This window comes from Sphingobacterium spiritivorum ATCC 33861 (genome assembly GCF_000143765.1).
Classification (GTDB): domain Bacteria; phylum Bacteroidota; class Bacteroidia; order Sphingobacteriales; family Sphingobacteriaceae; genus Sphingobacterium; species Sphingobacterium spiritivorum.
The window spans coordinates 955,290-978,868 of sequence record NZ_GL379770.1 but is presented as its reverse complement, the minus strand read 5'-3'; the positions used below and the strand labels follow the sequence as shown (position 1 = coordinate 978,868).

Genomic DNA, 23,579 nt, shown 5'->3' with positions numbered 1-23,579 from the left:
TTTTATAAAGAGTTTTCTACATTCGATTCAGACATTTTTATGCTCTGCTTTATTTGGATTATAGCTTAAAAAGTCCTTTGAATATTAGTTGGAAGGATGAAGCTAAAGCCATAAAGCTAATGAAAAACACTTTTAGAAATCTGAACATATCCCTTTAAAACTCGCTTATATAAAAGAATAATCTTAATTTAGCGTATCAAAAAAAGCATCATGAAAGTTCCCTTTCCCCTAATCCGTGTTGAAGAATTAGGCCAACTGTATCAGGACCAAAAAGATTTTATACTGATAGATGCTTCTGCAGGTGCACAGGCTTTTGATCAATACCGTGCCGGGCATCTACATGGAGCTTTGTTTATGGATCTGGAGACACAACTGGCAACAGTACCTCAAAATGCCGCTGACGGAGGTCGTCACCCGCTTCCGGAACCTAAGATTTTTGCAAATATACTTTCAGAATCAGGGATACTCCCTTCGCATCGTATTGTCGTATATGATGATAAAAACGGCGCCAATGCAGCTGCCAGACTATGGTGGATGCTCAAAGCAATCGGACACGAACAGGTACAGCTCTTAGATGGAGGACTGCAGGCCGCAAAAAACTATGGAATACCTATTAGCAGCAGCTTACCAACCCCGCTACCGGCATCTGTATATCCTTCGAGAGACTGGTTATTACCTGTCGCTTCCTTTGCTGAAGTGCAACAGGCTTCCACCGATGACAGCTATACCATAGTAGATGTACGGGATCAGATACGCTTTGATGGTATTACGGAACCTATAGATCTGATTGCCGGACATATCCCCAATGCGGTCAACATCCCGTTTCAATCCAATCTGGATAATACCGGATTATTTCGCACACCTGAACAACTGACAGCTCAATATCAGACTTTACTGGAATCCAAAGGCGCAGCACAACTTATTGTTCACTGTGGCTCAGGAGTCACGGCCTGTCATAGTCTTCTGGCATTTGCCGCAGCAGGACTGGAAATCCCTAAACTATATGTCGGCTCGTGGAGTGAATGGTCCAGAAATAATCTACCCATGATTACAAAAGCCAATAATTAATCCGTTATGCAATTCAGACATGCCATCTTATCCGATCTGATCAGAATCGTTGAAATTTATAATTCTACTGTCGCATCACGTGTCGTCACTGCTGATACCGAACCGGTAAGTACCAATAGCAGAATCCCGTGGTTTGAAAAACATGACACAGAAAAAAGACCGCTGTGGGTTCTTGAAAATGAAGAAGGACAGATCATCGGATGGATCAGTTTTCAGTCCTTCTACGGGCGCCCGGCTTATCAGGCGACTGTAGAGATCAGTATTTATCTCGATGAGGCTTACCGTGGGCAGGGGCTTGGGAAACTGGCTATTGACTACGCTATACAACAGGCTCCGGCTTATGGCATCAAGACGCTTCTCGGATTTATATTTGCGCATAATACAGCGAGTCTTCACCTTTTCGAACACTTCGGTTTTGAAGAATGGGCCATGCTTCCTGATATTGCCGAACTTGATGGAATAGAACGAAGCCTTAAAATCTTAGGAAAAAAAATCTAAATGATTCTCTGAAACATGAATAAAGAAAACAATTATATAGAAATAAACAAAACGTCGTGGAATACTAAAACGACAGTACATATCAACTCAGATTTTTATGACGTTGAAAATTTTAAGAAGGGCAAATCTTCTTTAAATGATATTGAACTACAGCTGTTAGGCGATATAAAAGGCAAGAAAATATTGCATCTGCAGTGTCATTTCGGTCAGGATACACTTTCACTTGCGCGTATGGGGGCAGATGTTACAGGTATAGACCTGTCTGATAAAGCCATACAGGTGGCTCAGGAATTAGCGGCCGAATTAGAGCTGACAGCACGCTTTATATGCAGTGATGTATATGAACTTCCTCAGGTATTAGAGGAAGAATTTGATATCGTATACACCAGTTATGGCACCATAGGCTGGCTTCCTGATCTGGATAAATGGGCTTCTGTCGTTTCGAAATTCCTGAAACCTGACGGGAAATTTGTATTTGTGGAGTTCCATCCGTTTATGTGGGTCTGGGATGACGATTTTAAGTATATCCAATATTCTTATTTTAAAGATGGAGCTATTATAGAAAATGTGACCGGCTCATATGCGGACAGGGAAGCTGATATTACGCACGAAACCGTATCCTGGAATCATGCTTTGGAAGAAGTATTCAACAGCTTGATAGGACAGCAACTAACTGTCACATCGTTTAATGAATACAAATACTCGCCCTATAGCTGCTTTAATAATCTGGTAGAAATAGCTCCTCAGCAATTTCAGGTCAAAGGAATGGAAAATAAAATTCCAATGGTCTACTCTTTAACGGCATCAAAGCCTAAAGTATAAGCCTATACATAATAAAGCCACGGCAAATTGCCGTGACTTTATTATTTCGGATAAGTATCCGCTTATTTTTTAGCGACTTTTACCAGCCATCCTGCATCCGTCACAGCAAAAAGCTCTCCGTTTTTACCTTCGATTACAGCTCGGAAACGTTGGCCCTGATCAGCCAGCAAACGTTCTTCACCGACTACTTTATTATCTTTAATCACTAATCTCGCAATATGTGTACCGCTTAATGCAGCAATAAACAGGTTGTTCTTCCATTCCGGAATCGTATTGCTGCTATAGAAGGTGATACCACTTGGTGAAATCACAGGATCATAATAATATACCGGTTGTTCAAGACCGTCTTTTTGTTGAATAGCTTCTCCTATTTTAGCTCCGCTGTACTCTAGACCATAAGTAATAGTCGGCCAGCCATAGTTTTTGCCCGGCTTCACAATATTCACCTCATCTCCTCCTTTAGGTCCGAATTCCGTTTCCCAAAGATCTCCGGTCTCAGGGTGCAGCGCCAGTCCCTGTACATTACGATGTCCGTACGAGTAGATTTCTGGACGGGCATTCGCATTGCCTTCAAATGGATTGCCCGGAGCAGGCTTACCCTCCGGAGTGATCCGGATAATCTTACCCAGTGCCGATTTCAGATCTTGTGCCTGAGGACGGGTTTCCAAATCGGAACGCTCTCCGGTACTGAAAATTATATTTCCTGTTTTATCAAATAAAATACGGGACCCGTAGTGCAAAGTACCGTTATATGCAGGTGTTGCCTGATATATAATCTGTGCATTTTGAATACTTTTTTCATCATCAGCCAGCTTACCTTTACCTACTGCAGTCAGGTTCTTACCATCTACTTTATGTGAAAAAGTCCAGTACACCATACGATTGGAAGCAAACGAAGGGTCTAAAGCAATCCCCAAAAGACCACCCTGTCCTTTTGCATCTACAGGAGGAAGTCCGGTAATCGGCTCGCTTAATTTTCCATCGGCAGTTGCGATGCGCAGTGTTCCCTCCTTTTCTGTGATCAGCAAACGCCCGTCCGGCAAGGAAACCAGACCCCATGGAGATTTCAGATCACGGCTTAATATCTTGACTTCATATGCCGTAGCTGTCTTTACTCCTTTGATACGGGTTTGCCCCGCAAAAGCTGGTTTATAGTCGGTATTTGCAGGATTCTTTTCTACAGACGGATAAGAAGTGGTATCCGTACCGGATACTTCCTCCCCGTTTTTCGCATTCGAATTACAGGATGAGAATAAAGCTATCCCCGATAGTAAATATGCTAATGGAAGTTTAGTTTTCATAGTTTATGCGTTGTTTATGTAGTAAATATAAAAATTTTAACGGAAAAAACAGGTTCACTGCACGATGCTATAGAAGTCTCACTGAGAAACAGTATATTATAATAAGTAAACGCAGTTTTACTAATTTTGTTTATACCGATGGATATTTTACTGTCAGAAGTGCTTTAGTGTTACACCTGATGTGGTCTCTTAAAGTTGAAAAATCTTACAAGAAAAATAGTTTGCTGCATGCGGGCCAGGATAACCGTTACAAAATCTAAATGCAAATATATAATCTCCGAAACTCAGCCAGTTTCTGTTCTTTTTCTGAATTCTGGATCAGGAAATAGTTCTTTGACCTGGCTAATTTTGATATGACAATAACGTCATCACATACTAATTCATTTAATAATGAGCAAATCAATATTTTATCATGCAGGCTGTCCGGTTTGTGTAAGCGCAGAACAAGACATTATTACTCTTATCGGAGAAGCTAATGTGGAGGTTGTAAATATCGGAGAAGACAGAATACGAATCCAGGAAGCTGAAAAAGCAGGTATCCAATCCGTACCGGCATTGGTGACACCTAACGGAAATGTTTTACATATCAACTTTGGTGCATCTCTTGAAGACGTGAAGGGTTAAACCTTATTAAAGCTGCAGCAGCAAACAGGGCCGTTTAAAAGACGGCCATTTTTATTTCCTCAACTTTTACCGCCTTATATTTATGTTCTTTTATTATTTGCAACTGAATTATCAGCTCATTTTAAAAGAACACTATTTATTTGTACTTTTATTATTAGATTCTACAATGAAATAATATAATTATAGAAAAAGTCTGTAAATATTCTAATTCCATTATAATATTATATCAAATAGTATATTATCACACGATTAAATAAAGTTATATGGAATTTAGAGATTGTCACGAGGAAAAAATACATTTGTGTGGTTTAATTCAGGATATAGGATATCTGTTTGTTTTTGATAAATCCCGGATTTGTACTGCAGCTAGTGACAACGTCATTCAGATCGAGAATATTCCTGTAGAAAAATATATGGGAATGACCGTTGACCAGGTATTATCGCTACTGACGAAAAGTGACAGCTTTATTTTCGATTCCATAAATCAACATTTAAATAGTTCAATTTTTTATCGATTTGCAGAAAGAATTCAGATTAATAATATAGATTATGATTTGAGTATTTATAAATATGGAGATAATATTTATGTAGAAATTGAGCGTTGTAATGTAGATCAAATAAAACCTACAAAACTATATTATTATGCCAAATACCTTGAAGATAACAAATCCAGGGTGTGGGCATCTCTGACAAACCTGATAAGACAGATCATAAACTACGACAGGGTAATGGTTTATCAGTTTTTGGAAGACAATAGCGGAAAGGTGATTGCTGAATCAAAATCTGACAACATGCATTCATTGATGGGTTATCGATATCCTGAGTTTGATATCCCTCAACAAGCCCGTGAGTTGTACACTATTTTCCTTGCCAGACATACGACCGATACGGAAGGGGCTACACATAAAGTCATAAGTAATTCCAATGAGGAAATTGATTTAACAAAATGCAGTTTACGTGCAATGTCGCCTATACATCTACAATATTTACGAAATTCCAAAACTCAGGCCAGTGCGAGTTTCTCCATTATTCAGGATGGTAAATTATGGGGTCTGGTAACTTGTCAGAATAGTAAGCCCCAACATGTGGATTTAGCGCAAAGACATTTATGTACTTTTCTAACTCAATTCGCAACCAATCATCATATCTCTGAATTATTAAAACAAGATTTAGAAGCTCAAAATGTGATGTATATCCTTGAAAAAGAGCTTAAGAGTGATTTACTTATAGATAGAGATATTCATTATGTCCTTGAAACATTTGGAGAACGTATAATGAAAATGGTAGATGCAGACGGAATAATTATCAAGCATAGTAAAGGCGAAAAATTTTTTGGACTGGTTCCTGGTAGGGATCAATTGAAAGAAATAGAAAATCATTTAAAAAATGATAATACAAGTTTATTTTCGACCAATGAGTTTATTTCTAAAACTGAGGAGGATGTTTTATTCCCCGGAATTATAAGAGCAGAAATATTATCTGAATCTCAATGGAAAATATATCTTTTCCGTAAAGAGCAATTGATTGAAGAATTATGGGCCGGGAAACCTGAAAAACAATTAAATTATGATCCGGACAGAAAAATCAATTATCCTTCTCCCAGAACATCTTTTGATACCTGGCGACAAATAACGCGTGGAAAGGCATCTCCCTGGCTTAAAGTTCAGGTATTATTTCTTGAACGTGTTGTATATATTATTCAACAAGCTATAGCTAAAAGAAACGCAGAAATTGATCAACTGAATAAAGATCTGATCCGTTCAAATAATGCCTTAGATACATTTAGCTATACACTTACACATGATCTTAAAAATCCGCTTTCGTCTATTCAGCTGGGTGCTCAGATGATATTAATGAAAAAGAATTTATCAGAAGAGCTGTTACATAGATTAGGGACAAATATTTTAGAAGCTTCAAATTTAATCACTGAGATGATCAATAAGGTTCATGAACTTTCAAAATCAAATTCAGTGGCGCTGGAACTTGAAATAATAGATCCCAGAAATAAAATAATTACGATTGCTGAGAGTAGTAAAGATCAGTATGGTGTCGCTAATTTAGATTTTGTCATGGGTGAAATCTTACCAATCAGAGGAGAAAGAACACTACTTTACCAATTGTTTCTAAATATTTTAGGCAATGCTATTAAATACAGTAGTAAACAGGATAATCCTAAAGTTGAAGTATACAGTATCAAATCAGGCGGTAAAGTAATATATTTTATTACCGATAACGGTATAGGCATGGATTTAAAAGATGGTAATAATATATTTGAGATATTTCAAAGATTACCAAACTCGTCGGGTTACGATGGATCAGGAATAGGATTATCCATCGTAAAAAGAATTATTGACAGATTAGGAGCTGAAATTAAAGTAGAGAGTCAATTGGATAAAGGAACACAGTTTCAGATATTATTCAACATGCCATAAATAATATTCAAAACAGACACTACCCTGTCCTCCTAATCAAACTATTTAAAATTTAATCTTCTGGAAGTAAGCCTGCCACTTCCCTCTATTTCGATACGGTCAGAAAACAACCTCATAATTCCATAAGCATTTTGAGATTCCGTTTCTATCATACCTTCTAACGTAATCATAGGAACACCCTTGTACCGTGCAAAATTTCCTTCATGATGATGCCCTGATATAACAGCGCGTACACGCGGATGCTTCTCAATAACAGCCAGTATTTCCCTGTTATTCAAGGTTTCAAAGCCATTCTCCGGAAAAAGCGGGTGATGGGTAAAAATAACAATATCTCTGGAAGCGGCTTCTGCTTCAGCAAGCTGCTCCTGCAGCCATGACAACTGTATGGTACTGATACCCCCATTCCAGGGTGCTGCATTTTTTCTTCTCTGATCCTTCAGATTTTTATTCAGCTTTTTCCAGTCTTCAAAAGCGGCAGATCCTTCGTTAGTCGCATATTCTGAAAGTTCATTTGTATTGAGAATGATAAAAGTCCAGTTTTCAAGGTCCCATTTATAATAAGAGGAGGGCATGCTGAAGTGCAAAAACAAGCTATCTTTATCCGGAGCATCTACATAATCATGATTTCCAAGCAAACCATAAACGGGGCTTTTCAGTCTTTGCAACCTGGACATGACAGCAGGGAGATCTTTAATTCCCTGATCAACAAAGTCACCCATTACCACAGAAAAATCCAGTGACTCTCTATTAAGAACAGAAACCGCTGTATCTAACTTAAGAAGCGCATTTCTGTAATATCGGGTTCCGCTAACCTCTTTATCGGCATATTGCGGGTCTGCAATCAGACCTATTTGAACAGGATCTTTAACTTGCTGCGCATCCAAATTGAAATGCAAAACAGAAAATAAAACAAATAGCAGTAACAATCTCATATTCAGCATTTCTTATTTTTTTTATTTTATCATACAGTATTTCCTCACATACCCACTTTCAATCTTATTTATATAACACAGTAAAAGCAACAATTCAGATGTGTACATAAGATTGTTGCTCTAAGACATTCTCACCAATAGTCTTCCTCAAACAGACATTACTTCTCAAGAAGAGCTTTTGCGCTTACTTTACCAAAAGCGTTGGCGGCCAAAGGGCTATCTCCGGTTATCAACTTACGGTCTACATGACAAGCTCCGCTAATATCCATATTCAGAATTTCAATTCCTAATGCTTCCAGTTTTGCTCCATAAAACCAGGGCATCTCACCGGGAACATATCCAATTTCAGGAGTTTTGGTATCGATCTCATCCGGAAATGAATTAATCTGATAACCCTTGTATGGAAAATCCTCCGGAGATTCCTTAACGGAAGCAGCAAGTAATGCTGCCGGGCCATGACAGATCGCCAGCATAAATATATCCTTATCTATAGACCAGTTAATTATCTTTTTCAAGTCTTCATTTTCAGGTAAGCCCAGCATAGCACCATGTCCACCCGGTATAAATACAGCTACATATTCAGTTGAGGTCTGCATGCCATCCGCTACAAACTGCTGGAGACTCTTTGGTTTGTCAAATTGATCCTCATATTTGGCCATAATTTCTTTGACAGCTTTATCTTCAGAAGGTATAGCCCACATTTCCAGAGCTACAGGCTTACCCGTAGCGGTGTAAATATCTGCCTCAAAGCCTGCCGCTTCCAGATGAAGCAAAGGTACAAGTGTCTCTACAGGATGGTTGCCGGTAGAAAACTTTTTGCCGTTTTTCATTTCCATATACCGTTCTTCGGTACATACAACCAATATCTTTTTATTTTTATTGCTGTTTGCATTTTCGTAAACCGTATGATCATAATCGGTTTTAGGTGTAACAAACATAGCTCTGGAAAAGGCAGATGGCTCATAGCCTGTTCCATCGAAAACAGGATCTTTACTTAGTTCTTTTGTCATAATATATCGCTTTATTCTATACTAATAACAGCTATCTGGCTCAATTGTGTTTCAGTTTCACAAATTCCTCCGTTTACCGGCATCTTAGGTTCAGCAGCAAAAGATCATATTCTCTATTTCAGGTCCAGGCGAAGGCTGTGTTTCCCCGCTTCCAGCTTCATGACATCTGTATTCCTGATATTTTCAGAAGGATAAAAAGTTGCAGATGAATTAGGTGGTATTTCGATATCGTATATAACGGCACCATCACGGACATTCCATGATGACAGAATATCTCCGTAAGGAGAGGTATACGTTATAGAAGATTGATTCAGTCCCTTTGGAAATATAGGTTTTAACAGAATATGTTTAAATCCGGGTTGCCTGGAATCCGGCAATATCCCTCCTATGGATTTAAAGAACCAGCCTCCGATCTCTCCAAACATCATATGATTATCTGAAATATCTCTTTTGGCATTCAGATCCCAGTTTTCGAGTAAGGTTGTTGCGCCATTGACGATCCACCAGCCCCAGGATGGATATGTATCCTGCACGGCCACCTTATAAGCTGTTTCGGCATATCCGTTGTCCTTCAAAGCATTCAGTAGAGCCTTTGCTCCTAATACCCCTACATCCAGATGAAAATTCGTCTCTTCTACTTTTTTGTTTAAGTTGGCTGCGACCCTGTCCCTGATATTTTCCGGAACGACTCCCCAGTGTAACGGCACACTCAGTTCGGTCTGCGTTCCACTGGCATAGATAGCTCTGGAAGAGTCTAAAAACTTATTATTAATGGCTGCTTTGATCTTTTTATGCAAGGCCTCATACTTCTTTTGATCTTCTTTTTTACCCAATAACTTAGCAGCAGAAGCCAGTATGGTCGCATCCACAAAAAAGTAAACCGAGGAAGTAAGCTCCAGATTAGATTGAGATTTGACAGGTACCCAGTCCCCTCTTCCAAAAGTCGTCAGGCCGCTCGGGCTGATGCTGTCTACATAATCCACATAACGTTTTATATTCGGGTAGCAATCTTCGAGCAATCGCGGATCCCCGTAAAACAGGTAAGCCTCCCACGGTATAATGGCAATCGTACTTGTCCAGTCCAATCCGTTAGCAGTACCGTACCCCCATCCTCCGGTAGGAATAATATCGGGCAATACCCCGTTAGGCTGCTGTTCATCTCTATGATCGGCCATCCACTTCTCATACACTGTTAGGGCGTCAAAATTGTAAAAGGCAGTTTCTATAGCCAGATGCCCGTCTCCCGTCCATCCGTTCTTCTCTCTTTGAGGACAATCGGTAGGATATCCCATAAGATTAGACAGGTAAGCATTATTAGTGGCCTTCCAGAGACTGTTTACCAAAGCTGAAGATGTTTCCAGCTTACCGGCAGCAGCTACATCGCTGTGCATAAAATAAGCTGTTAATGTGAATTCGTCCATCGGCAGAGCTTCACTGCTGTTTATTTCAACATAGCGAAATCCTTTATAAGTAAATCTGGACATAAATTCATCTTCCTTTTTACCACTAAGAGTTACGATATCCGTTTGAAAAGGTTCAGTCTGCTTATCTCCCAGATAATACACATCAATATTAGACTGATCCAGCCTGCCGTCAGGATATAAGCGCTCTCCATGCCTGATATGCAGAACAGTACCTTCAGGGCCTCTGATTTTCAATTGTGTGATTCCGGCCATATTCTGCCCCATATCGAATACATACGTTTTTTCATCTATTTTACGGACAGATTGAGGTTTGTAAGTGTTGACTAACCGGATCGGTGCAATCTGTTGGGAAACAATAATTGAGGATGGCGGATTTCTGTAGCGGATATCCTGCCATTCAGCATCATCAAATCCCGGTTTATCCCATTCCGGGTTTTCGCGACGAGCATCATAATGCTCACCCGTATAGATATTATTATAGGTAATCGGACCTGATGAGGTTTTCCAGTTATTATCAGAAGTAATCGTTTCTTCACTTCCATCCGTATAGACTATGCGAAGGTCCATACAAAATGCCGGCCGGTCCCGCCATGGAGCCTTATGAAAATCCCATACCGCTAAAGGCTGATGGTTATACCATCCATTGCCCAATACTATCCCTAATGCATTTTTTCTGGAGCGAAGCTGAGCCGTCACATCCTCTACCACATACAGGGTACGTCTGTCGAAACGGGTATACATCGGATTCAATCGCTGATCTCCGATCCTGCGGCCATTTACAGAAAGCTCATAAAGTCCCGCCACAGCCACATAAGCCCGGGCAGATTTAATTGGTTTTTTGATATCAAACGTTCTCCTGAAATAAGGTGCTGCCTTATAATGGATATCGTGATTGTCGCTTATCCACTTTCCTTTCCATCGCTCCGTACCCATCATGCCTGTCTCAAAAGTTGCAATGGATGATGTACAGGCTGTTCCATCCTTATCCCAGACCCTGACTTTCCAAAAGTATTTTGTCTGCGCTTTCAGATCGGGTCCTGTGTACTCAATCAGCATATCTGATACGGATTGCCTGCCGCTGTTCCAGCGATCTCCTTTATCCTCTGCTAATGCCAGAGAATCACGGCTTACAAAGATCTGATAAGCGGATTGCCGTGCTCCTTTTCGTTTATCGTTTAACTTCCAGCTCAAGCGTGGCTTGGGCGTATCTATCCCTAAGGGATTTACCAGATGTTCACATTTCAGCCCTATGGGCATACATTCGGTTTGTTCCAGGCTATAAACAATACTGTTCATACACACAATAGCAATAAATAAAAGTTTACGCATTTTCTTATCCTATTTTTCATAGCCTTTCTTCTTCCGGACAGACGAAAGCAAACAAGTTTGATAACAATATAAAAAGCTATTAAATTGTTTTAGTTGGTTCTGTAACGAATATATCAATTATTTTCAGGATATAAAAAGGTTTACAAGAGGTTATACCCGGAGAGATTCAGTATATGTACTTAACTTCGTATAATCAAAAAACAAGATAACAGCGGACAACAAAAAAGCGAAGTATTAACCTCGCTTTTTTATTGTATAAATTCTATTTCTCAAATTCAAAATTTTCTCTTTGATCTGTAACCACATCATAGACTACATTTCCTTCTTCAATAATATAACAGATGTCCATCTTATTTGCGTTATACCGTATATAAGCAATAAGATCCCGGTTGCGGCCATCCAGACCTTCCTTCCCCTCACCGTAATGCTGATTGATAATGTCTGTTTTCTTGTATATGTAAAGGGAATGCAGTGCATATTCTTTCCTGCTCAGGCCTGCCCTTTTTTCTTCGGCTTTACGTTTCAGCAGTTTATACTCCTCCGGACGATATGAAAAGTCTCCGTCAGCATACAAATAATCGATCCGGTTTGTATTACCTTCTTTTTCAAATTCATATCCGGCAGATACTAAGTCTTTAAGTTCAAAGTCACCCTTTTTTTGAGCTGCACAACCCGTTATTACAACGAATAGCAGTAAGAACTTTTTTATTCTCATATCGATTTATAAAATATATTTTAAATATACATCTTTCGCCTTTACTTCTGGCATCCCTTTAACCTTTCATTAACCCTTCATTAACCAACTTTTTTGGATAGTATGTTCATATTTGCTGTACAATAAGTAAAACAGAAACAATGAAAAATCTCACTCTTACAGCAATTGCAATCTTGTTCTCCGTACATGTCTTTGCACAAACATCAGCGACTTCAGAAGCTACATCTTCAAGTAAAACAAGTATTTCGACATCTGTCACAAACAAGCAGTTTTCGCTTACTGCCAGCTTTGACACGGATAAAGAAAAACAACTGAAAACCTTAATAGCCAATACACTCGGCAAGCCAACTGAAAATAATAAAACATCAGCTACATGGACTTCCTCTGATGGCTACACGGTCATCCTGAGACCTCATCATCTCCTGATCGATGTGGATAAGACAAAGGTTTCAGAAGACCTATACAAATCATTTGAACAACTGAAAACACAGATTCAATCTACTATCAATGCTCACTAATCCTGAGCATTGATAGTAGCAGTCCGTACAGTTTTATAGTGTTTCTTCTTTAGCTATTACCTCTACTTTAGGAGGCATCAGCTTGTATACTACAGGTGTGACAATGCGGGATAGCAGAGTTGAACTAATCAATCCACCAATAATAACAATAGCTAACGGAGAAATCAAAGGATTACTGGACAAAGCAATAGGCAGCAGTCCGCCGATGGCGGTCAATGTTGTCAGAATAATAGGTAAAAATCTGATCTCACCGGCTTCTTCAATGGCATCATTCAGCGATTTTCCTTCTGACCGCAGCTGATTGATAAAATCAACCAGTAAAATAGTGTTTTTCACTTCTATACCGGCTAATGCCACTATTCCGATTGTCGCCACAAATGAAAGTGAATTGCCTGTAAACAACAGTGCCAGCACAGCTCCTACTATACCCAAAGGAATCACAGAAAGCACGATCAGCGTGCTCTTGAATGTTTTGAATTCGAGCACCAGTACGGCAATAAACATAAATAAGGTAACCAGTATAATACTGCCAAAACCACCAAAGGACTGATTTCGGCTTTCGATCTCCCCTCCCATTTCATAACTGTATCCTGCAGGCAACCTGAAAGTATCCATCTGCTGTTTGACATCCTGAATAACCTTATCATTCAAAAATCCCTTTTGTACAAAGGCATTTACAGATATCGTTCTCGTCTTGTTGTAGTGATTGATACTCAGAGGTGAAGTTTCCAACTGCAGCGAAGCGACCTGCATCAGCGGAATGGAAATTCCCTGATTGTTATTGACATACAAATTATCGAATACACTCAGATCAGGATAAGAAGGATGACTGGTTGTCAGCAAAATACTGTAGTCGTCACCTTTAGAATTGGGATTTACATATTTACCTACATCGATACCTGCGACAGCCATACGTACGGTTCTGTCAATGTTGATCGTGGCAATACCCAATGCCTGAGCCTTCTCCTTATTAATATTGACTTTAATATCTGATTTCAGATTTTTCAACGGATTATTGACATAGATTGTTCCTTCAGTCTGCAGCAGCATATTTTCAATCTGACCTCCCAGATTACGAAGAGTGTCCAGATTATCACCCAACAACCGCACTTCTACGGGCGAGATAATGGGTTGTCCCTGTTCAAAATTCTTGACCTCTACCTTTGCTCCCGGATAAGGGGTCCATTTCTTCCGCAGCATTTCGATAATCTCCAGCTTACGGTCTGATTTGACATCAGGCTGCAGGAGTACAAATAGTTCCGAAAAATCTGTGCGTTCATTCTGAGGCAACACATTATAATAGATCCTCGGATTACCCTTTCCCACATTGGAAGCGAAATAACGTACTTCGGGTATCTCCCGGAGTTCCTTTTCGATCTGTCTGGTAATAGAATCTGTATAGTGCAGATTTGATTGCAAAGGCGTAGAAATATTGATCAGAAACTGTGGCTTTTCGGATGCCGGGAATAAACTGAATCCTACTACCGGAATCAATGCAATTGACCCTCCGAAAATAATCAATGCAATCACTATGGTCAGCACAGGTCTGGCAAGTGCTTTATCCAGCAATCGGGCATAAGAGCCATGGATAATCTTCTGCAGTGTACGTAGAAAAATATTTCCATTGGCATCTGCATGTGGTTTTAACAGTTTACTTGACAGAAACGGAACTACCGTCAATGCAACCAGCATAGATGCAATAACCGAACAGATGACAGCTACCGGAAGGCTTCGTATAAATTCTCCTGAAGCTTCAGGAAGAAACATGAGAGGCATAAAAGCAATCACCAATGTCGCTGTACAACCGATAACAGCCATACCGATTTGTTTAGTCGCTTTCAACGTTGCATCCAGACGGCTATGTCCGTCACGCATCCAGCGTTCTATATTTTCTACGACTACGATACTATCATCCACCAGTAGTCCCAGTGCTACCACCAGTCCGACAATACTCAACTGATTAAGACTAAATCCCAAAGCACTGATCATCACTATCCCGATAGCCAGAGATAGCGGAATCGATACCATCACCACCACAGATGCTCGTGTCCCCAATGGCAGAAGTGTGACAATAACCAACAGGATCGCTATTACAAAATCTATCCCTAATCCACCCAGACGACTGTTTACATTATCTGCCTGATCAAATATAACCTGTTGATCAATGTTGCCGGGCAAGGTCTTTTTGAACGTATCGATGACAGGCAGATAAGCTTTTTGCGCCGCCGTAATATTACCTCCTGATTTCTGCGCGGCCACGACAAACAGACAACGATACCCGTTCAGACGTGTAATATCCTTATCCTGTGAATAATCGAAATATACATTTGCGACATCTTTTAAGGCTACATTTTTACCATTTCCACTGGAGACAACCGTATTTTTGATTTCATCGATATTCTGATAATTTCCACTCGTTTTTATATTGAATGATTTATTACCGGCGTGGACACTTCCGCCCGGTATATTTGCCGCTTCACTTTGTATCGCATTGGCAATCAGCGTGACAGGAATATGCATCTGAGCAAGTTTTTCCAGATTAAGATCTACTCTGACCAACTGATCAGGCAAGCCCATAATCTCCACGTTCTTAAGCGAAGGTATTTTCTCAAGAGCTGTCTGCAAATCTTCTGCCGCAGCCTTCATCTTATCTCTGGATGCATTCTCGGACACCAGTGCAATCTGTAGTACATTCACATCCGAAGGTGACACCTGTTGCACCTCCATGCTGTATATCTCAGCAGGAAGATTCCCGCGCTCACTGTTGACCTCACGAACCAATTCCTGATACTTGTCATCTACATTGACATTATACTTGTATTCGACAAACAGTACAGCCAGACCATCGCGAATAGTTGTCTTGATCGTTTTGATATTTTCCAGACCATATATTCGTTTTTCGAGAGGCTTTACCACCAGTTCTTCCATATCCTTGGGGCTGGCTCCGGGATATACGACTACTACCGGATAATTTGGCGCATTCATATCCGGATCTTCGGATCTCGGCATAGTGAATATGGTAGAGATGCCCAGTGCCATGACCATCAGGACCATGATCAGGGTAAACTGATAATTTTTGACCGCGTATTCTGATATTTTCATTGGATTTTATTTGTTTATCCTTCTTACTTCACAATTTTTATTTTTGAGCCATCAGTGAGATAAGCACTTCCGGAAATAATCAATGCACGGGCCTCTTCCAGACCTCCGCTGATATTGATTTTATCTTTCAACAAGGTGCCCAGTTTCACTTTTACTTTTTTGGCTGTCTTCTCATCATCCGTCACAAACACATAACCTTCATTCTCACCGGCATCCAGAAGAGCATCGTAAGGAATCGAATAACTGCTGGTTGTCTTAGTTGGAATAATAGTCGCCTTTCCGAACAGTCCGGCAGCCAATCCTTTTGTATTAGCCTCATCCAGGGTCAGTTCTACACCGAAGGTTCCGCTTTGCGGATCTATTCCTTCTGCTTTGCGACTCACTTTCGCCTGTAAGACCGTTTGCGGAAGTGCATCTGTAGTAATATCTGCTCTGTCACCGATCTTTAGCGCTGCCCATTGCTCATCGCTCAAACCAATTTTCAGTACCCATTTACTCTGGTTTGCACCATTGATCTGCAGGACAGGAGTTCCCGGGCCTACCACCTGACCATCGTTAGCCAGTTTTTTTAATACATATCCGTTGCTGGTCGCTCTGATTTCTGAATAATTCTGATTGAATTTGATGGCGTCCAGTTGCTGCTTTGCAACCTGAAGAGCCGTTTTTGCATTCTGCATCTGTTCCAGTGTAGCGACACTGTCCCGGTACAGCTGACTTGCCCGGTCATAATCCCGTTGAGCCTTTTGATAAGATAGTGTCACCTGTTGCACCTGCGCAGAGATTTCTGTCTGATTGACAGAAGCCAGTAGCTGCCCTTTACGCACAGGATCCCCTTCCTTCACATATATTTTATTGATGATCCCTCCGTTTTTAAACGAAAGAAAAGTCTCATCATTCGTTGTAAACTGCCCGGAAGACTGAATAGCATGATTTGCGTCCTCCATCTGCAGCATCATTATTTTGACCGGAATAGTATCCTGATTAGCAATAGTAGAAGTTTGTGACTTGTTATTACCACAGGCACTGAGGCTCAGGGCCACAAGCAATAATACCGGATAAGATATGTTCATTTTCATCTGTATGAAATTTATGAATGGTGATGAAATTAATGTATTAAATAAGAGGCCGTTTCGCGTTCCAGATCTGCCATTGCAGCTAACACTTTGTACCTGTTTATATTGACTAATAATTGAGCAGAGGTATATTGGTTACGGGCATCAATAGTTTCGATGAACGTGTTTGTACCTGCTTTATACCCTTTCTCTATCAACCGCTGATAGCTGGATGCGGCTTCAAATTGTTTTAAAGATGACTGATAATTCTGATAAACTGCCTTCAGATTATTCTGAGCCGTCCGGGTCGCTAAGTTCAGCTGCTGACTTACCAGGTCGACCTGTAATTCTGCATTGCGGAGATCCAGATTACTTTGTCTGACTTTTATATCATTTCTACCTGCAGTGAATATCGGAATATCCAGCTGCAGTCCTAACATGTAGTAACGTGTATTGTTGTTAAATTTAAATCCTTCAGACTGAGAACCTAAGTCCACAAAAGCAGCCAGCTTAGGCACCGCATACTGCTTATTCATCTTCAGAGCCGTCCTGTTGATCTCTACAATCTGATCCATAGCCTTTAATTCTTCTCTTTTTTCAGATTGTGACAGATCGGCCAGCAATGTACTCACCTTATCCAGTCCTGCTTTATTATCCGTGTCCGCATCAATATTCGTTTCCGCATTCCGGTTTAAGAGAAAATTAAAATACATCCGTGCATTCAGCACCTGTTGTTCTGCAGCGACCAGTTGAGCATTAGCCTGTTCGACTTCACTTCTGGAGCGCAGCACATAAGCAGGCAACCCCTTCCCGCCTTCCAGTAACTTTTCGTTGACCCGCAGCCCTTCATTCGCAAGCTGTAAGCCTGATCTGTAAATATCCACAGCCTGCAATGCACTTTGATAGTTATAATAAGCCGTTTTAATATTTTTGACCAGATCCCGTTTATAAATCACCACTTCAAATTGCTGAAGTACGACCTGCTGTTCTGAAATACGTTTGTTATAGGTCAGATCTGTATTGATAATCGGCATGGTCGTACGGATCTTAGCATCGTAGAAATTCTTTGGCAGAAAGTTGATGCTTTGGTTCTCCATTACCGGAAACTGACTGGATTGCGTAAGCTGATTAAGTGTCGTATAAATAGGATTCAACAGATCGCCCAACGGCAAAGGAATATTACGTCCGCCATCTGCAGTCTGATAAGCTCCCTGAAAAGCCACGGTAGGAAGAAAAAGACTTTTTGCCGTTTTCAAAGCATACTGTGCTTTCTCTAATGTTACATCCTTTTGCTGTAAGACAATATTATTCCGAAATGCTTCCAAAACATAGGCATCCAGTACTTCCTGCGCCTGTGAGGAAACTGTTACAAAGCCTGTCAGCAGAATAGAAAGGGCTAATCGGCCGGTATTAAAAAATTTCATAATTAACAGTGTTAATAGTTAACGTTTCAGACTTTCCAGCACCCTGATAAACCCTTCATACGTCTGGTCCATTACATTCTCTCCTTCTGCTACAGCCAGCTTGACCGATGCAACATGATCCAGATGCCCCTGCAATTTGAGACTGCACAAGCCATGCATGAGTGACCATACATTCAATGCAAATGTATTGGCATCAAATTGTGTAAAATACCCTGCAGACTGACAATCTTCTACTGTGCGTATGAGAGCATTAAATGATTGCTCGCCCTCTTCCCAGCCTTCGTCCACACAATTATTCTTGACAAATTCCAGTGGCTCTTTCTGAATAAACATCAGTTCATAGAAGTCAGGATTGTTAAGTGCAAAACTCATATAAACTCTTCCCATGGCCTTCAATCGTTCAAAGGGTTCATGTACGTATTGTAAAACCATAAATTGTGTCCCTAATAATTTAAAACCTTCCTGATGTAAGGCATACATAATATCTGTCTTATCCTTGTAATATAAATAGATCGTCGTCGGACTAAATTCTATTTTCTCTGCTATTTTACGTATAGAAGTAGCTTCATAACCATGTTTCAAAAACAACTCCTTCGCTGCATCCAGGATGCGCTGACGAAGGTCTTCTTTATGCTTCTCTTTTCGTTCCTTTATTCCCATACTTATATATTAACAGTTCAAATATAATTAACACTGTTAATAAAAAAGAAAAATATTAAAAATTATTTTTAATACCTGCATAGCAAACAGACATAACAAATCTTAATAATCCTAATAATTAGGTTATTAATCAATAATCCTGAAAAACAAAATAACCAATTAACACTGTTCATTATTTGAAAATTCATTTTTATTTCATAAAATATTAGCATTAATGAGGAGCTTTAGCATAATGTTTGATTAATAGTTCATCACAACACTTACATCTTATTGCATGACTATTTTTCTATATATCTTATCCGTATTGTGGATACTCATGACCTTTATACCCCTTATCCGTCATGACTACTGGACATTCCGGGTTTTCGAGTACCCCCGCCTCCAAAAACTTGTAATGTCCGCAGCCACATTTTTGTCTGTGATCATATTATGCCCTTCAACAACGTTTAGAAATATTTTACTGGCAGGATTAGGATTGACGATACTCTACCTGCTAAAACAGATTCTGCCTTTTACTCCGTTTTCAGCCAAACAGGTATTGAAGGTAAAAGACAACAGACCGGAGCAGGATCTTAAGATTATGATTTCAAATGTATATGAAGACAACAATAACTATGAAGGTTGTATACGTGTGATCAATGATACAGATGCGGATATGGTATTACTGCTGGAAACCAGCCATGCCTGGGAAAAAGCGTTGCGCAGTATAGATAAGAAGTATCCGTACAGCGTCAAAGAGCCGATAGATAACACCTACGGAATGCTCTTATTCTCAAAATTCGAATTAAGGGATGCTGAAGTAAAATATCTGGTAGAAGATGATATACCGTCTATACACACAAAGATCGTTTTGCAAAACGGACAGGAAGTACAAATCTATGCGTTACACCCTACTCCGCCTGTACCGAATGAAAATCCGAGATCGACAGAGCGGGATAAAGAATTACTGTTAGTTGCAGATATGGCGCGCAAATCCAGGTTGCCAGTCATCGTATGCGGAGACCTGAATGATGTAGCCTGGAGTTACACAACAGAACTATTTTTAAAGATGAGCCAGTTGTTAGACCCCCGAAGAGGACGTTTCTTCATGAATACGTTCCACGCCCATTATCCGATTCTACGTTTCCCTCTGGATCACATCTTCTGCAGTACGGATTTCAAATTAGTATGCATGAAGAGATTACACAACTATGATTCAGATCACTTTCCAATATTCACACATCTGCAGTTTGAAAATTCTGCAAAATATCAGCAGGAAGCAATGGAGGTAGATCAGGAAGATATAGAAATGGCTCAGGAGAAAAAAGAAAAGTGCTGATAATACAGCACTTTTCTTTTAATATTCTATTCCCAAAACAGATTTTAACGGGATCAGTACGCCGCTTTTGATCTGTAAATATTTATCCGTAACAGACCATATAGTAGTCTCTATACGTTTTGGTCCATCTTCCGTTTGGAAGACAATTGTAGTTTTTGATTTAAATGCATTTCCCAGCCGTAGTGCTCCTTCTAATTTATCCTTTAACAGTTCAGAATGATCTACAGGTGCAGGTATTATTTTATAATTTGGCAATTCTTCTTTTGCTATTAATTCTCCGATCATCATAATCAACAATTTTAAAATGTACACAGGAACCTTATGATACAAACGTCATTTCAGGCTTTTTTGTATCTTGTTATCTAAATTTAGATATACTTTCACTTATAAACAACATCCATTCGTATTTTTTCTTTTACATGACACTATTTTGAAGCAGATTGGGTTTCTTTGACATTTACATTATTTTTACGCTCAAACAGAACTATGGAGAAACCGTCTATATACGAGAAAGAGTGGGAAGTGAATTTTACCCATTGCTATGCCTCAGGCTTGATTAAATATGCAGAGATGAGTAATATGCTTCAGATCACGGCCGGTGAACATGCTATTGCAGCCGGATTCGGCTTTTTCGAAATGGCCCGTAATAACCAGGCCTGGGTATTGAGCAGAATACGGATGGAAATTTCCAGACTACCTAGGTGGCTGGATAAGATTCAGATTAAAACCTGGGTGCAGGAATTTGAGGGAGCGAGATCCATACGTAATTTTGAAATTTATGTTAAAGGAGAACTCTATCTGGCTGCGACCACATATTGGGCAGTGATCAACACCCTGAAACGAGGCTCTGAAGATCTGGCGATTTCTACAGAAGGTTTTACCACATATCCGGAGAGAACAGCGACATCCAAACCTTTTTCCAGATTAAACCTTGCGACTGAGACCGAATTTATTAAAAATTATCAGGTTGTCCTGTCTGATCTCGACATTGTCAAACATGTTAACAATGTAAAATATATGGACTGGTGTCTGGACACATTGAAACCGGAGCTGGTACTGGAAAATAACATTCATTCTCTGGAGATGAACTATTTACGTGAACTCACCTATCACGATGTTGTAACCATTTCCAGTGCACATACGGATAAGGAAATCTTTTTTAAGATTGAAAAGAATCCAAAGACCAATTTTCTGATGGCTATAGGATTAAGATAAAAAAAGCGGACAGTTGTCCGCTTTTTCTAATCTTCTGCTATAATGCCCAGGCGTGTTCTCCTTTTTTATAAGGATAATTACCATCAAATTTTCCCGGAATTTTCACATAACGCAATGCTTTAGTAGCACCTAATTCTGAAGTAAAGAAACCTGTAAGGGTCAATTGCTTGAACATCGTAAACCAGTGTGGAGGATCGCTTTTCGGTACACGATACATTTCATTTTGTTTCAATGCATCCTTTTCACGCTGTGCTTTTGTAGCTTCGGCCTGCTTAGCGTTGTATTCACTGGCTTCTTTATCAAGGATATTGACAAATTTAGTCTGATCTTCCTTACTTAGTTCCTGAAACTTCTTACCGAATTCTTTCTTAGCACGGTCATCCACAGTATTGATTCCGTCTAAGAATACCTTTTGCTCAGTATCTGCATAACAGTCTCTGATCATGACAGGGATAAATTCTCCAACGCCTGCTTCCTTCGCTCCAGGTGTACTTGTTTTGGGTAAGATCGCTTCTGCAAGATCGCCAAGAAAATTGACCGAATCCTTTTCAAAAAGTTTTGCTGTATCTTTTGAAGCTGAACGCGAACAGCCTTCCAGGAAAAGATTAGCGCCAATGACAGTTCCTCCCATCAACAGGGCGACACGCTGTAATGCTTCTCTTCTATTCATATCTTTATCGTTTTAAAACGTTAATTCTTAAATTGTATACTTGATATCCCAACCTGTACGGTAATTTCTTTTCACAAACTGGTTGACTTCATCAAAGTTGGTTACTTTCATTTGTTGATTATCCCACAGTAATTTCAGATTTCTGCCCGGGTATTTATTATTAATACGCATATCCGCACCACGAATCGCCAGATTGGCCATTAATAATGCTTCAGTAAGCGGACCGGCAATCTCAAACGGCGAGCTCACCTCTTTTTTACCATAACCTGCTATACATGCTTCTACCCACTGACCATAGTGACCTTCTGCACCACCTGCAACACGCGCATATTTTTGTGCTACATTTTCTTTACGGGAGGTTGGAAGTAAACGTGCATTTTGTCCGTAAGTATCTGCAAGGATTTTTCCTTTAGTACCTACTAATAAAATACCATTACCACCATCACCAAAGATTTCATTTGCGCCTAATTCATCTGGTCTCGGAGGTTGTATACCACCATCCATCCAATGTAAGGTCACCGGACCGGCCGTACGATTACCTTTAGGGAAGGTCAGTGTTGCATGACTGGAAGGAGGACAACTTTCCGGGAAATATCCGCGTTTGAATTCATCCACATAGACAGTACCCACACTCGCCTGTACATCCTGTACATAAGTCAATCCTAATGTACTGAAAGGTACTTCCAGCAAGTGACATCCCATATCTCCTAATGCACCTGTCCCGTAGTCCCACCAGCCTCTCCAGTTGAAGGGAACTAGTTTTTCAATATAATCACGTTGAGGGGCAGTACCTAACCACAGATCCCAGTCCAGCTCCTTAGGGATCTGGCCTTTTTGTGTCGGCCATGGAATACCTGAAGGCCAAACCGGTCTGTCCGTCCAGCAATATACAGTATGTACGTCACCGATAATACCGGCTTCATACCATTCACGTACCTGACGCGGACCATCATTAGAGGCCCCCTGATTACCCATCTGTGTGACTACTTTATATTTCTTAGCCGCATCTGTCAGCACCCTTGCTTCCCATACATCATGTGTAAGAGGTTTCTGTACGTATACGTGTTTACCGAGTTGCATCGCTGCAAGGGACTGAATAGCGTGATTATGATCCGGAGTGGAAATAGAAACGGCATCTATATGCTTATGTTCCTTATCTAACATTTCACGGAAATCCTTATAATATTTTGCTTTCGGAAATTTCTTAACTGTACCGGCAGCTCTTGTATCATCTACATCACACAAAAAAGCAATGTCGGCTTTACCGCTGGCAAAGAATGAATTAATATCACTGGCTCCTTTTCCGCCAACCCCGATTCCGGCGACCTGTAATTTATCACTAGGTGCAATAAATCCGGTACCACCGAGTACATGGCGCGGCACGATCATAAACGCGGCAGCTGCTGTCGCAGCCGACCTTATAAAATCTCTTCTTGAAGTACTACTGTTTTTATCCATAATTTAT

General features: G+C 40.2%; 20 protein-coding genes. 8 read left to right on the top strand and 12 right to left on the bottom strand.

All coding sequences use genetic code 11. The features are described 5' to 3' along the window. Positions 1-210 precede the first annotated feature (210 nt). Genes HMPREF0766_RS04250 through HMPREF0766_RS04240 form a run of 3 tightly spaced genes read left to right on the top strand, consistent with a single transcriptional unit; the run spans position 211 to position 2,388 of the window. Positions 211-1,068: a sulfurtransferase gene (locus HMPREF0766_RS04250; protein WP_002994016.1), complete on the top strand. Its 858-nt coding sequence runs from the start codon at positions 211-213 to the stop codon at positions 1,066-1,068. 6 nt (positions 1,069-1,074) lie between these two features. Beyond that, positions 1,075-1,566 carry a GNAT family N-acetyltransferase gene (locus HMPREF0766_RS04245; protein ID WP_002994015.1) on the top strand — a complete coding sequence of 164 codons (492 nt, stop codon included), beginning with the start codon at positions 1,075-1,077 and terminating at the stop codon, positions 1,564-1,566. Positions 1,567-1,581: 15 nt separating this feature from the next. Next, entirely contained in the window at positions 1,582-2,388 is an 807-nt protein-coding gene (locus tag HMPREF0766_RS04240) for a class I SAM-dependent methyltransferase (RefSeq protein WP_002994013.1), read from the top strand. Between the two features lie 62 nt (positions 2,389-2,450). Here HMPREF0766_RS04240 and HMPREF0766_RS04235 read toward each other — a convergent pair whose 3' ends face one another. Beyond that, positions 2,451-3,689, bottom strand: a complete 1,239-nt coding sequence (locus HMPREF0766_RS04235) for a PQQ-dependent sugar dehydrogenase (protein WP_002994011.1) — start codon at positions 3,687-3,689, stop codon at positions 2,451-2,453. Positions 3,690-4,079: 390 nt separating this feature from the next. Here HMPREF0766_RS04235 and HMPREF0766_RS04230 point away from each other — a divergent pair, with 390 nt between their 5' ends. Together HMPREF0766_RS04230 and HMPREF0766_RS04225 are read left to right on the top strand one after the other, a co-directional pair. After that, a complete protein-coding gene (locus HMPREF0766_RS04230; RefSeq protein ID WP_002994009.1) occupies positions 4,080-4,313 on the top strand; it encodes a hypothetical protein in 234 nt (77 codons plus the stop codon). 263 nt (positions 4,314-4,576) lie between these two features. After that, entirely contained in the window at positions 4,577-6,745 is a 2,169-nt protein-coding gene (locus HMPREF0766_RS04225; protein WP_002994007.1) for an ATP-binding protein, read from the top strand. Between the two features lie 41 nt (positions 6,746-6,786). Here HMPREF0766_RS04225 and HMPREF0766_RS04220 read toward each other — a convergent pair whose 3' ends face one another. The 4 genes from HMPREF0766_RS04220 to HMPREF0766_RS04205 all read right to left on the bottom strand — a co-directional run bounded on the left by HMPREF0766_RS04220 (position 6,787) and on the right by HMPREF0766_RS04205 (position 12,155). After that, a complete protein-coding gene (locus tag HMPREF0766_RS04220; RefSeq protein WP_236590549.1) occupies positions 6,787-7,677 on the bottom strand; it encodes a metallophosphoesterase in 891 nt (296 codons plus the stop codon). Positions 7,678-7,835: 158 nt separating this feature from the next. Beyond that, the gene (gene hchA / locus HMPREF0766_RS04215) at positions 7,836-8,687 is read right to left on the bottom strand and encodes a glyoxalase III HchA (RefSeq protein ID WP_002994003.1); all 852 of its coding nucleotides are present in this window, start codon (positions 8,685-8,687) and stop codon (positions 7,836-7,838) included. Between the two features lie 113 nt (positions 8,688-8,800). After that, positions 8,801-11,440, bottom strand: a complete 2,640-nt coding sequence (locus HMPREF0766_RS04210) for an alpha-L-rhamnosidase (RefSeq protein WP_002994001.1) — start codon at positions 11,438-11,440, stop codon at positions 8,801-8,803. A gap of 262 nt (positions 11,441-11,702) precedes the next feature. Next, positions 11,703-12,155, bottom strand: coding sequence for a hypothetical protein (locus tag HMPREF0766_RS04205; RefSeq protein WP_002993999.1), 453 nt, complete (start codon positions 12,153-12,155; stop codon positions 11,703-11,705). Between the two features lie 140 nt (positions 12,156-12,295). On the opposite strand from HMPREF0766_RS04205, the gene HMPREF0766_RS04200 reads away from it, so the two are divergent. Continuing rightward, positions 12,296-12,673 carry a hypothetical protein gene (locus tag HMPREF0766_RS04200; protein WP_002993998.1) on the top strand — a complete coding sequence of 126 codons (378 nt, stop codon included), beginning with the start codon at positions 12,296-12,298 and terminating at the stop codon, positions 12,671-12,673. Between the two features lie 33 nt (positions 12,674-12,706). Here HMPREF0766_RS04200 and HMPREF0766_RS04195 read toward each other — a convergent pair whose 3' ends face one another. The 4 genes from HMPREF0766_RS04195 to HMPREF0766_RS04180 are packed head-to-tail and all read right to left on the bottom strand — an operon-like array spanning position 12,707 to position 18,911. Beyond that, positions 12,707-15,775 (bottom strand): efflux RND transporter permease subunit, encoded by a 3,069-nt coding sequence (locus HMPREF0766_RS04195; RefSeq protein ID WP_002993997.1) that lies wholly within the window; start codon positions 15,773-15,775, stop codon positions 12,707-12,709. 23 nt (positions 15,776-15,798) lie between these two features. Beyond that, a complete protein-coding gene (locus HMPREF0766_RS04190; protein ID WP_002993996.1) occupies positions 15,799-16,851 on the bottom strand; it encodes an efflux RND transporter periplasmic adaptor subunit in 1,053 nt (350 codons plus the stop codon). 29 nt (positions 16,852-16,880) lie between these two features. After that, positions 16,881-18,251 (bottom strand): TolC family protein, encoded by a 1,371-nt coding sequence (locus HMPREF0766_RS04185; RefSeq protein WP_002993995.1) that lies wholly within the window; start codon positions 18,249-18,251, stop codon positions 16,881-16,883. An 18-nt stretch (positions 18,252-18,269) separates the two neighbouring features. Beyond that, positions 18,270-18,911, bottom strand: a complete 642-nt coding sequence (locus HMPREF0766_RS04180; protein ID WP_002993994.1) for a TetR/AcrR family transcriptional regulator — start codon at positions 18,909-18,911, stop codon at positions 18,270-18,272. A gap of 274 nt (positions 18,912-19,185) precedes the next feature. Here HMPREF0766_RS04180 and HMPREF0766_RS04175 point away from each other — a divergent pair, with 274 nt between their 5' ends. Then, positions 19,186-20,229: an endonuclease/exonuclease/phosphatase family protein gene (locus HMPREF0766_RS04175; RefSeq protein ID WP_002993993.1), complete on the top strand. Its 1,044-nt coding sequence runs from the start codon at positions 19,186-19,188 to the stop codon at positions 20,227-20,229. A gap of 18 nt (positions 20,230-20,247) precedes the next feature. Here the strand turns inward: HMPREF0766_RS04175 and HMPREF0766_RS04170 are convergent, their stop codons facing one another. Beyond that, on the bottom strand, positions 20,248-20,517 hold the full coding sequence (locus tag HMPREF0766_RS04170; RefSeq protein ID WP_002993992.1) for a hypothetical protein: 270 nt from the start codon (positions 20,515-20,517) through the stop codon (positions 20,248-20,250). Between the two features lie 198 nt (positions 20,518-20,715). Between HMPREF0766_RS04170 and HMPREF0766_RS04165 the strand changes: the two genes are divergently transcribed. Next, complete coding sequence (locus HMPREF0766_RS04165; protein ID WP_002993991.1) at positions 20,716-21,444, top strand: acyl-[acyl-carrier-protein] thioesterase; 729 nt, start codon at positions 20,716-20,718, stop codon at positions 21,442-21,444. 37 nt (positions 21,445-21,481) lie between these two features. On the opposite strand, the gene HMPREF0766_RS04160 is transcribed toward HMPREF0766_RS04165, so the two are convergent. Beyond that, positions 21,482-22,114: a gluconate 2-dehydrogenase subunit 3 family protein gene (locus HMPREF0766_RS04160; protein ID WP_002993990.1), complete on the bottom strand. Its 633-nt coding sequence runs from the start codon at positions 22,112-22,114 to the stop codon at positions 21,482-21,484. A gap of 27 nt (positions 22,115-22,141) precedes the next feature. Next, positions 22,142-23,572 carry a Gfo/Idh/MocA family protein gene (locus HMPREF0766_RS04155; RefSeq protein WP_002993989.1) on the bottom strand — a complete coding sequence of 477 codons (1,431 nt, stop codon included), beginning with the start codon at positions 23,570-23,572 and terminating at the stop codon, positions 22,142-22,144. Between the last annotated feature and the right edge of the window lie 7 nt (positions 23,573-23,579).